Origin of the sequence: Corallococcus sp. CA049B (assembly GCF_003611685.1) — a bacterium.
Lineage (GTDB): Bacteria > Myxococcota > Myxococcia > Myxococcales > Myxococcaceae > Corallococcus > Corallococcus coralloides.
The window spans coordinates 1-10,572 of the sequence record NZ_RAWC01000273.1; the positions used below are offsets into that span (position 1 = coordinate 1).

7 protein-coding genes are annotated in these 10,572 nt (G+C 73.1%); 3 read left to right on the top strand and 4 right to left on the bottom strand.

Annotation, left to right across the window (positions count from 1 at the left end; translation table 11 throughout):
• Positions 1 to 484: 484 nt before the first annotated feature.
• From D7W82_RS35345 to D7W82_RS35355, 3 genes are all read left to right on the top strand, one after another.
• Positions 485 to 1,480 (top strand): class I SAM-dependent methyltransferase, encoded by a 996-nt coding sequence (locus tag D7W82_RS35345; protein WP_120592076.1) that lies wholly within the window; start codon positions 485 to 487, stop codon positions 1,478 to 1,480.
• A gap of 94 nt (positions 1,481 to 1,574) precedes the next feature.
• Entirely contained in the window at positions 1,575 to 2,378 is an 804-nt protein-coding gene (locus tag D7W82_RS35350; RefSeq protein ID WP_120622524.1) for a hypothetical protein, read from the top strand.
• A 44-nt stretch (positions 2,379 to 2,422) separates the two neighbouring features.
• Positions 2,423 to 3,811, top strand: a complete 1,389-nt coding sequence (locus tag D7W82_RS35355) for a wax ester/triacylglycerol synthase family O-acyltransferase (RefSeq protein ID WP_120622528.1) — start codon at positions 2,423 to 2,425, stop codon at positions 3,809 to 3,811.
• 16 nt (positions 3,812 to 3,827) lie between these two features.
• Here the strand turns inward: D7W82_RS35355 and D7W82_RS35360 are convergent, their stop codons facing one another.
• The 4 genes from D7W82_RS35360 to D7W82_RS35375 form a co-directional block, all read right to left on the bottom strand.
• A complete protein-coding gene (locus D7W82_RS35360) occupies positions 3,828 to 5,168 on the bottom strand; it encodes an FAD-binding oxidoreductase (protein WP_120622525.1) in 1,341 nt (446 codons plus the stop codon).
• A gap of 181 nt (positions 5,169 to 5,349) precedes the next feature.
• Positions 5,350 to 6,741, bottom strand: a complete 1,392-nt coding sequence (locus tag D7W82_RS35365; protein ID WP_120622526.1) for a sigma-54 dependent transcriptional regulator — start codon at positions 6,739 to 6,741, stop codon at positions 5,350 to 5,352.
• Entirely contained in the window at positions 6,738 to 8,279 is a 1,542-nt protein-coding gene (locus D7W82_RS35370) for an ATP-binding protein (protein ID WP_120622527.1), read from the bottom strand. The genes D7W82_RS35365 and D7W82_RS35370 overlap by 4 nt, the downstream gene beginning before the upstream one ends.
• 16 nt (positions 8,280 to 8,295) lie before the next feature.
• The coding region (locus D7W82_RS35375; RefSeq protein ID WP_233588132.1) for a FrgA protein at positions 8,296 to 10,572 on the bottom strand (2,277 nt) is incomplete at its 5' end.

Here is a 10,572-nt window from a genome sequence, read left to right on the forward strand (position 1 = left end):
GCGATCGTCGGCAGCGTCAGAAGTGTATAAGAGACAGCCCCTCTTCCATCAAGACCTGGGTCCATCCACGGGCGTGACCGGCAGCCTTCCTCCCGTCCGCGAGCAGGGCTCGCGAATGGGCGGCTTTCCGGAAAAGACGCATTCCACCTGTTTTCTTGTCCGCCCGGAGGGATGCTTGGACTGTCATTCGCGGACGCTCCCGTGCAGGGGGAAAGCCTCTCGCCGGCGTCGTCTCCAGTCCGCCGGCGAGAGGTCACCGGGGGGACCGGTGTCTTCCTGCTTTGAGGGATTGTCTCGAGGCGGTCCGAGTGGATTGCGCCCCACGGTGCGGGGGCGGATGTTCACGCGGGGACAGTGAGCGGCCCTCGGGACGGATTGGGGGGAAGTCTGGATTTGCCGCATCCTCCGGAGTCCGGTTCCGGGGGACGGGGTGGTCGGCCGCGTCTTTGTCGGGACCGTCACGGCCTTCCGGGGGGAAGCCACCATGTCGAATCTGCTCGACCTGCCGCGTCAGGCGTTGATGGACCTGCGCTCGCGTCTCAGGCACCTGCCGCTCGTGTCCCAGCTGCACCGCCGGCACGCGCCCAACAGCCTGTCCCTGTCCAGCCCCGCGCCGCAGGACTCCGTCCTGGCGGATCCGCAACGGGTGGAGATGTGGCGCCGCGCGGTGGAGCGCTACGTGCGCCCCAACCAGGTGGTGGTGGACGTGAAGGCCGGCACCGGCCTGCGCACCTTCCTCGCCGCGCACCAGAACCCGCGCAAGCTGTACGCGGTGGATGACTCGCGGCTGTTGGACACCACGCAGTGGGTGGCCCGCCGCAACGGCCTGGACCGCATCGACTTCGTGCGCGAGCCCACCTGGCACTTCCAGCCGCAGGAGAAGGCGGACGTGCTGCTGCATGAGCTGCTGGGAGATGCGCTGCTCGATGCGGGGCTCGTGCCCCGGATGCTGGATTTGCGCACGCGCCTGCTCAAGCCCGGCGGCCGCATCCTCCCCAACCGCTTCGAGGTCTACGTGGAGCCCGTGCAGCTGCGCGAGGAGGCGTGCGTCCCGTTCATCTGGACGCAGCACCTGCCCCACGTGGACTTCCGCTGCCTCCAGTCGCTGCGCGAGGCGATGAGCCCGTCATACTTCACGCGGCTGGTGCGCTCGTATGAGGTGGACCACCTGCTGTGTGAGCCGGAGCCCGCGTTCGGGTTCGACCTGGAGACGATGCGCGCGGAGGGGCTGCCCTCGCGCGTGCGCATCCAGCGGCCGGTGGAGGAGGACGGGCGGGTGGATGGCTTCTGCCTGTTCTACAAGGTCGCCTTCGACGCGGAGCTGGCCTTCGACGTGTCCCCCATGCGCGAGCGCAACACCACGGCGATGACGCTCCTGCGCGTGGAGCCTCGCGAGTTCAGCCGCTACGACACGCTGGACTTCGAGCTGGAGCTGCCCAATCCGTCCGACCCGCGCACCTGGCGGTGGCAGTTCACCTGACGGCAGTGCCGGAGCCCGGAGTGATGCCCGGTGGACAGCCGTCCTGTCGCCGGGTGTCGCCGGAGGTGGGCGCACTGCCTAGCTTGCAGAGCGCATGCGACCGTTCCGACTCCTCGTCCTGCTCCTCGTTTCCGTCGCCGCGCTGCCCGCGGCGGCCCAGGCGCCCCGCACCGTCGCGGGCGTGTGTGGCCGCACCAACTGGGTCTGCGTATCGGAGTGCATCGACGCGGAGTGCGTCGACAAGTGCATGCGCGAGGGGTGCGAGGACGCGCTCAAGCGGCTGAAGGCCTGTACCAGCAAGGCGGCCTGCGCGCCGGACGACTCGGCGTGCGCGGCGAAGTCTTGCGGCCTCACCTGCGAGAGGTCCTTCGAGCCCGCGCCCAAGAGCCCGGAGAAGCTGGTGACGAACCCGTGCGAGGGCGACAAGGCCCCGAAGGGCACGGCCGTCCCGGAGGAGCTGGTGGGCACGTGGGTGCTGTCCGCGGCGAGCATCCCGGACACGGACCAGGGCCAGGAGGAGCGCATCGACGTGCAGCCCCGGTCCGACTACGCGCGGTCGCTGCAGGTGACGCCAGACGGGTGCTTCGTGATGCGGACGAAGCTGGATGACGCGACGCTCGGGCGCGGCAGCACGCTGGATGTTCGCGCGTGGGGCCGGCTGGAGGTGAAGGACAAGAAGCACCTGGCGCTGCGCACGCAGGATGGTCAGGCGGTGGGCCCGGTGTGCGGCAAGGAGCGCGTGGTTCCCTTGACGAAGGGCAAGTTCAAGGGCGGGGAGTTCACGTACGCCATTGAAGAGAAGCACTCGCTCGTGCTCACGGTGCCGGGCGCCACGCGGCAGACGTTCCAGTTCGAGCGGGAGAAGCAGCAGGCGCCGGAGCCGCAGCCCAAGCCTTGAGGAGGACCTTGCCCCCACCGGGGCGCGCGGGTGAGAAGGACGCCATGGCGGGTCGCGAGCGGATGGCGAGCATGGACGCGGCGTGGCTCCAGATGGAGGAGCCCGCGAACCTGATGATGATCACCGCGGTGCTGTGGTTCGACGGCGCCGTGGAGTTGGAGCGCCTGCGCGCGGTGGTGCGCGAGCGGCTGGTGGAGCGCTACCCCCGCTTCCGGCAGTGCGTGGTGCCCGGGCCGCTGGGCGCGCCGCACTGGGAGGACGCGCCGGACTTCGAGCTGGAGGAGCACCTGTCCACGCTGCGCGTGCCGGAGTCGGCGGGGCGCGCGGGGCTGGAGGCGCTCGTCGGGGACTGGCTGGGCGTGCCTTTGGACCGCTCCCGTCCGCTGTGGCACATCCACCTGGTGCGCGGCGCGCCGGGCGGGGACGTGCTGCTCGCGCGGCTGCACCACTGCATCTCGGATGGCATCGCGCTCGCGCGGGTGTTGCTGTCCCTCACGGAGCCGGTGGACGCGGGCGCCGTGCCGGAAGCGGAGGCCCGGGATGAAGGTTCCGACGCGCAGCTGCCCTCCGAGGTGGAGCGGCCACCCCGGGCTCCGGGCTGGATGCGATTCGCGCGGGGCGCCCGCTCCGCGCTGCGCAAGGGCGCGGAGATGGTGCGCGAGCCCATCCTCGCGGGCGACCTCGTGCGAGAGGGCGCGAAGGGCGCGGCGGCCCTGGGCAAGCTGCTGGTGCTGCCGCCGGATCCCCGCTCTCCATTGCGGGGGCCGTTGAGTCCCCGGAAGCTCGCCGCGTGGTCGGAGCCCATTGAATTGGAGCGGGTGAAGGCCGTGGGCCGGACCCTGGGCGGCACGGTGAACGACGTGCTGCTCACGACGGTGACGGGCGCGCTGCGGCGCTACCTGGCCACGCGGGACGCTCCGCTGGAGGACGTGCACGCGCTGGTGCCGGTGAACCTGCGGCCCCTGGACGTGCCGGTGCCTCGCGAGCTGGGCAACCGCTTCGGCGTGGTGTTCCTGCGGCTCCCGGTGCACCTGCCGGAGCCGCGCCGCCGCTTGCGCGAGGTGGCGAAGCGGATGGAGCAGCTCAAGCGCTCTCCGGAGGCCGTGGTGACGTTCGGCCTGCTGGAGCTGCTGGGGCGCACGCCCGCGGCGCTGGAGCGCGCCGTCGTGGACGTGATGGGCACCAAGGCGTCGCTCGTCGCCACCAACGTGCCCGGGCCGCGCCAGCCGGTGTCGCTCGCGGGCAGCCGGCTTCGGGGGCTCACGTTCTGGGTCCCCCAGGCCGGCCACGTGGGCCTGGGGGTCAGCCTCTTCAGCTACTCGGGACAGGTGACCGTGGGCGTGGCCTCGGATGCGTCACGCGTGCCCGACCCGGGAGCCATCGTCGCCGCGTTCCAGGAGGAGCTGGACTCGCTGGCGACGCTGGCTCCCTGAAGGCTCTGGTTGGCCGCTACTTCGCGGCGAAGAGCTTGTGCGGGTCGTACTTGCCGCGCACTTCCTTGAGCTTCGCGCGGATGGCGTCCGGCCAGGCGCTGTCGAAGTGCTCCGCGTCGCGGGCCTTGCCCAGGAAGTTGATGGACATCTCCGGCGACAGCCACGGCTTCAGCTCCGCGCGCAGGCCCTCCGTGGCGCCGGGCAGCACCGTCTCGAACAGCGGCGGGTGCATGCCCACCAGCCCGACGAGGAAGTTGCCGTTGCGGCCGCCCACCGCGGAGCCGCCCGCCACGTCCTTCTGGCAGGCGCCGCCCAGGTGCCGCAGCTCCAGCATGAAGTACGGCGTCTGCGCGCCCGGGCCCACGTGGCGCAGCACCGTGGTCGCGAAGTCCTGGTCCACGTGGGTCAGCATCATGCCGGTGGTCCACACGGGGCTGGGCTGATCCGGATCATTGTGGATGCGCGCCATCTGGGTCGCGGGCAGCTCGCCCAGCATGTCCAGGTAGAGGGGCGCCAGCGCGCGCAGGGGCGCCGCCAGCTTCGTGCCCTCCTCGACGGAGCCCGGGTAGGCGAAGCGCAGGTTGATGACCGTGCGGCCGCGCAGCGGGGGCGGGATGAAGTCGAACGGCGGGAAGCGCATCACGGCGATGCTCGTGGACACGCGCGCGTCCGCCTCCGACGTCCACTTCACCCAGCCGCGCAGCACGGCCTCGATGTGCTGCTCCTCGAAGAAGAGGCTGCCCGCGTAGAGCGAGCGCAGCTCCACCAGCTGGACCTTCACCTCCGTCACGATGCCGAAGCCGCTCTTGCCGCCGCGCAGGCCCCAGAACAGGTCCGGGTGCTGTTCTGCGGTCGCCTCCACCGTCTCCCCGTCGCAGGTGACGAGCGTGTAGCCCACCACATAGTCGGAGCTGACGCCGTGGCTGCGCACCAGCGGCCCGATGCCGCCGCCCAGCAGGTAGCCCACCACGCCCACGTTCGTGGACGAGCCGGCGATGGGCGCCAGGCCGTGCTTCGCCGCCTCCGCGACGACCGGCTCCCAGCGCGCGCCCGCGCCAATGGTGGCGATGCGCGTCGCCGGGTCGATGCTCACGTGGTTCAGCGCCTTCGTGGAGAGGAGCACGCCGGAGGTGATGGGCACGTCCGTCCCGTGCCCCGTGGCCTGCACCGACACGGGCAGGTGGTTCTCCCGGGCGAAGCGGATGGCCTCCGCCACGTCCTGCGTGGACTTCACCGCCACCACGTACTGCGGCGAATGGGTGACCACGACGTTGAAGCCGGCGCTCTCCGGGGCATAGCCCGCGTCGTTGGGGGTGTAGACGGGACCGCTCACGCGGCCGGCGAGGGACTGGGTCATGGGGCGTTGCTCCTTCGTGTCAGCCAGCCCCTGCGGGCTGGGAGGGGGACTCGGGTGAGCTGCGGTGCCGCGTCCAGGGAGTACGAGCGCGAAGCAGCATAAACCTGGAAGTCAGGTCCGTACACGGAAGCGCTGTGTGAAACCACGGCCCGGGTTCCAGAGGGCCGGCCTCCCGGCACCCCTACAGCAGGCCGTGCTCCTCCAGCTTGTTGTAGAGCGTGCGCCGGCTCACTCCGAGCAGCCGCGCCGCCAGCGTGCGGTTGTCACCCGAGCGCTTCAGCGCATCCACCAGCGCCTGCTTCTCCACGTCCTTGCGCCGTGACTCCAGCGTGACGGAGTCGGATGGCGACGGAGGCAGCGGCGCGGCGACGGGCGGCGGCGCGAGTCCCGGTTGGCGGGAGAGCTCGCGCGCCACGTCCTCGCCGGTGAGCACGGGCCCGTCGGAGAGCACCACCAGCCGCTCCAGGAAGTTCTGCAGCTGGCGCACGTTGCCGGGCCATGGCTGGGTCTGGAGCGCTCGCAGTCCGTCCTCGCTCAGGGTGAACGGGGGGCGGCCGTTGCTCTTCGCGTGCACGTCCAGGAAGTGGCGGGCGAGGGACGCGATGTCCTCCGGCCGCTCGCGCAGCGTGGGCAGCCAGAGGGGCACCACGTTGAGCCGGTAGAAGAGGTCCTCGCGGAAGGTGCCCCGGCGCACGCCGTCCTCCAGCGACTGGTGCGTGGCCGCGATGAAGCGCACGTCGATCTTCACCGTCTGGGTTCCGCCCAGCCGTTCGAACTCGCGCTCCTGGAGCACGCGCAGGAGCTTCACCTGCACGGCGGGGGACACGTCGCCAATCTCGTCGAGGAACAGCGTGCCGCCGTGCGCCAGCTCCACGCGGCCGGGCTTGCGCGTGGCCGCGCCGGTGAAGGCGCCCTTCTCGTAGCCGAACAGCTCGCTCTCCAAGAGCGTGTCCGGGAGCGCCGCGCAGTGCAGCTTCACGAAGGGCCCCGCGCGCCGGGGGCTGTTCTCGTGCAGGGCCCGCGCGGCCAGCTCCTTGCCCGTGCCGGACTCGCCCCTCAGCAGCACCGTGGCGGTGCCCTGGGCGGCCTTCACCAGCAGGGCCTTCACCTCCGTCATCGCGCGGCTCTGGCCCATGAGCAGGCTGTCCAGGCCGTCCGGCGCCTTGCCGGTGCCGCGCGTGGGCTCCGGGTCCTGGCTCGCGTGGAGCAGGGCCTTCTTCAGCGTGAAGAGGAGCTCCTCGCGGTCGAAGGGCTTGAGCACGAAGTCCGCCGCGCCCGCCTTCATCGCCTCCACCGCGAGCGGCACCGTGCCGTGCGCGGTCATCAGCAGCACGGGCACGTCCGGCCAGCCGCGCCCCACCTCCGCGAGCAGCTCCATGCCGCTCATGCCCGGCATGCGCACGTCGCTCAGCACCACGTCGATGGGTCGGCGCGCGAGCAGGGCCAGGGCGTCCTTCGCGTTCGAGGCCGGATGCGGGGTGAGGCCCGCCTGGGTGAGCAGCGCGCCCAGCACCTTGAGCAGCGCGGGATCATCGTCGACCACCAGGACGTGGCCCTTCAGTGCGTCGCTCACGCGGCTTCTCCCTCGGATGCCGGGGCCTGGGAGACGGGGGCCGCCGGCAGGCGCAGGCGGAGGATGGTGCCATGGCCCTCGCCGCTCGTCAGGGACGCAGCGCCTCCGTGCGCCTCCGCCACGCGCCTCACGAAGGCGAGCCCCAGGCCGCTGCCCGTCGCCTTGGTGGTGAAGAAGTCATCGAAGGCCCGCTCGCGCGTGCGCGCGTCCATGCCGCTGCCGGTGTCCTGCACCTCCACCACCACCGCGCCGCCGTCCCGCAGCGTGCGCACGGTGAGGGCGCCGCCCTCGGGCATGGCCTCGAACGCGTTTCGCACCAGGTTCTCCAGCGCGTTGGCGAGCAGGTCCTCGTCTCCCGCGCACTCGGGCAGGTCGGGCGCGAGCTCCTTCTTGAGCTCCACCGCGCCCGGTGTCGCGAAGGCCTGGAGCGACAGCACGCCCTCCACCAGCCGGTTCAGGTCCAACGGCCGTCGCAGCGGTTCGACTCGCGCGAGGCGCTGGTACGTGCCGGCCACGCGGTCCAGGCGCTCCACCTGCTCCAGCAGCAGGTCCAGGAAGTCACCGTGCGCGTCCCAGGAGTGGCCGCGCGCATGCTCCTCTTTCAGGTACTGCGCGGCGCCCTTGAGCGCGGCGATGGGGTTCTTCAGGTCGTGCGCCATCTGCGCGGAGAAGCGGCCCAGCGTGGCCAGTTGCTCCAGGCGCTCGCGCTGGGTGACGAAGGCGGTGACGCCCCGCCGCGCCGCCGCGAGCAGCGCGAAGGTGATGGCGGTGGTGCCCACGACGAGCGCCCCGGACTCAGCGGCGAAGACGCGGAAGAGCGTGAGGTAGGCGAACACGCCCACCAGCGCGAGCACGACAGCGTGCACCGCCGCGCTCGTGGCCCGCGCGTCCTTGCCGAAGAGCTGGAAGCGCAGGGACGCGGTGGCCATCACCGGCAGGCCCAGCAGCGTGCCCACGTTGCCCAGCTTCGGCACGGGCAGGGCCATGTCCGCCGCCAGGTCCGTGAGCAGCAGCGCGACGAGCAGCGTGAGCCCCAGCAGCATCAGGCCCGCTCGCGCGCGTTCGTCCGGGGAGCCCTCCGCGCTGGCGTGGCGCAGGTGGCGCGTGAGCAGCACGAAGCCCGTGGTGAGGATGGGGATGACGCCCACGGCGACGGCGAGCCCGAAGCGGAAGGTGTAGATGCGCTCTTGCAGCGCGGGCACGCCCATGGCGATGAGCATGGTCAGGGCGAGCGCGCCCATCACCGCGTAGGTGCCGTAAAGCACGCGGGCGGAGCGGCGGCGGCGGCCCACGAACGCGAGGATGAAGTGCACCGCGCACGGCAGCGTCATCAGCGCCGCGGCGAAGCCCATCAGCCGCCAGCCGGTGTCCCCCGAGCGCGCCAGCCCGAAGGCGGAGAAGTTCCAGGTGGACAGCGCGATGGAGAGCAGCGACAGCGGCAGCGCGAGGGGGCTTCGTCCCACGCGGGCGAGCGCGATGCCGGCGAGCGCGAGCTGCCCCGCGCACGCCAGCAGGCTGACCCACATGGCGCCCGTCATCGCGCGCCTCCGAGGCTCAGAGCATGCCCAGCCGGCGGGCGTTGGCGGGGTCGACCGCCGCGGACTCCCAGCGCCGCACCGCGGCCTCGCGCTCCGCGTCGGGCGCGTCCGCGTAGTAGCCCAGCGTGTCGTGCAGGGCGCGGCTCAGCTCCTCGATGGCGGCGAGCCGCACGTCCAGCTCGCGGTGGCGCAGCGCGGCCACCAGCCAGTCCGCGCGGCGGCGGCTGCGGTTCTCCGCCCACCACGCCGACCACTGGCGCGGCTGGAGGCCCAGCGTGGCGCGGGTGACTTCGCGCAGCGCCTCCGCGGCGGCCTGCGCGCACATGGCGTCGTCGCTGCCGGTGAGGTTGATGAGGCCCTCGATGGCGTCGCGGTCGTGCAGCGTGCCCAGCGCACGGGCCGCCAGCGAGCGGCGCAGGGCGTCCCGGCTGGCCAGCTCCTGGCGCAGGTCGCGCAGGGACGCGTCCAGGCGCGGCAGGTGCTTGAGCGCGGCGGCGGCGACCCGCGCGGCGCTGGAGATGTCCGGCTCCATGTCGAACAGGCCGCGCAGCACGCCGTCCACCAGCTCCGCGTAGGGCAGGTTGCCCGCGGTGAGCAGCGCCAGGTAGCGCGTGTCCGCGTCGTTCGAGTCCAACAGCGGCGCCAGCGCGACGGCCGCGGGACGGCCCAGGCGCGACAGGGCGGCGGGGATGGGACCCAGCTCGTCCGCTTCCGGCAGCTCCACGACGGGCAGGCGGCTCCAGGCGGTGGGGCCGGGGAAGTGCTGCGCGAGCACCCGGGCGCTGGCTTCCGGCGAGCGCGCCAGCTCCGCGATGGCGCTGGAGCGCTGGGACGCGTCCGGGCCGGTGAGCCGGCGCAGGAGCGGCGTGAAGTCCGGCGGCGGGAGCTCTTCCGGCGAGAGCACGCGCGGGGGCAGGGCGGCGGCGCGGCCCAGGTTGGCCACGCCTCCCCGGCCGAAGACGGGGTTCCACCCGAGCCCCGCGACCACGGCGGGCGCGGGCGCGGGCTGCACCGGGGCCGGGAAGCCGGGCACGTCCACGTCGATGGTGAAGTCCTCTTCCGGCGCGCGGAGCTCCGACACGCGCTGCTTGCGGAAGAGGATGAGCTCCTGGAAGGCGGCCGGCAGGTCCTGGCAGAACAGGATGTAGTCGCTGAGCCGGCGCTGGCTCATCGGCTTCTGGCCGCAGTCGCCGTAGAGGATGGCCACGAGGCGGCCCTTCACCTCCACCGGGTACAGGAAGACGGTGCGCGGGGCCTGGCGGCCGAAGAGCTCCAGGTAGTGCCGCGTGAGCGCGTCCGGAGGCAGCGGGCCCGCGTAGCTGCCGCGCGTGACGGCGACGGTGCGGAAGACGCTGCTCGCGTCCAGGGGGATGGAGACCAGGGAGAGGGCGTTCGCGTCCAGGCCCTCGCCGCGCGAGTCCCAGCCCCCCGCGGCGCCGCGCACGACGGCGAAGGCGGCCACGTAGTCGAACGTGCGGCGGCCGAAGCGCAGCGCCACGTCCAGCAGGCGGTCCAGCTCCCGCGTCGACTCCCGCAGCGCGGAGCGGGCCTGGGGCAGCGTCCACTCCGGCACGGCGGCATCCGGCGCGCTGGAGGCACCCGGGACGGGGGCGGGCTCCGGCGCGCGAGGGCGGTTCGCGCCCTGAGCGGACGCGGGGTTGCTGAAGATGAGGAACGACGGCTCGCCCCGGGGCGGCGCCGGGGGAACCGGCGGCTGGGTCGGCGTGGCGGCCTGGGCCGCGCGGGCCTGCTGCTCGGGCGCGGGAGGCCACACCGCGGGACGGGCTCCCGGAGGCTGGGCGGGGGCGCCGGTGCGGGGCGCGGCGGGGGACGTGCCCTGCGCGCTCTGGACGGTGGTTCCCGGTCGCGCGGGGCCCTGTGCCGGCTGCGCGGCTGGGGTCGTGCCCTGGGGGCCCTGACCGGGGGCGCCCGGTCGAGCACCCTGGGCCGTGGTCGCGGGGCCCGGGCCTCCGAAGCCCTGCGTCGCGGGACCCTGCTGCGCGGGGGGGGCGGGACGGCCCGCGGCCTGCGGCGGCGTGGCGAACGCACCGGGCGCGGCGGGTCGCCCCCCCTGGGCGGAGCCCTGCGGAGCCGTGGCGGACGTGCCGGCCGGACCCACGGGCAACAGCACGGGCACGGGCTGCGGCGGTGGTAGAGGACGCTCTCCCGGCGGGTAGAGGGTCGGCGGCGCGGCGTTGCCCGACGCGCCCCGGTTCGGGGGCTGCGCGGCGGGAGGCGCGGAGCTCGCGGGCGTGCCCGGCATGTTCAGCCGCAGGGGCTCGCGCGTGTACGC